This window comes from Bacillus sp. SIMBA_074 (assembly GCF_046534555.1).
Lineage (GTDB): Bacteria > Bacillota > Bacilli > Bacillales > Bacillaceae_G > Bacillus_A > Bacillus_A mycoides.
On the sequence record NZ_JAWRYM010001159.1, the window covers coordinates 1 to 239 of the forward strand.

General features: G+C 47.3%; 1 protein-coding gene. It reads left to right on the forward strand.

Going from position 1 to position 239, the window contains the following annotated elements; all coding sequences use genetic code 11:
* The coding region (locus tag SB773_RS34375) for an Hsp70 family protein (protein ID WP_410595001.1) at window positions 1-239 on the forward strand (239 nt) is incomplete at both ends.

The window sequence follows — 239 nt, forward strand, 5'->3', positions numbered from 1 at the left end:
TGCTGGTCTTGAAGTGGAACGTATCATCAACGAACCGACAGCTGCAGCACTTGCATACGGTTTGGATAAAACGGAAGAAGATCAAACGATCCTTGTATTCGACCTTGGCGGCGGTACATTTGACGTATCGATCATGGAACTTGGGGATGGCGTTTTCGAAGTTAAGTCGACAGCCGGTGACAACCGTCTAGGTGGAGATGATTTCGACCAAGTCATCATCGATTACCTAGTAGAAGCAT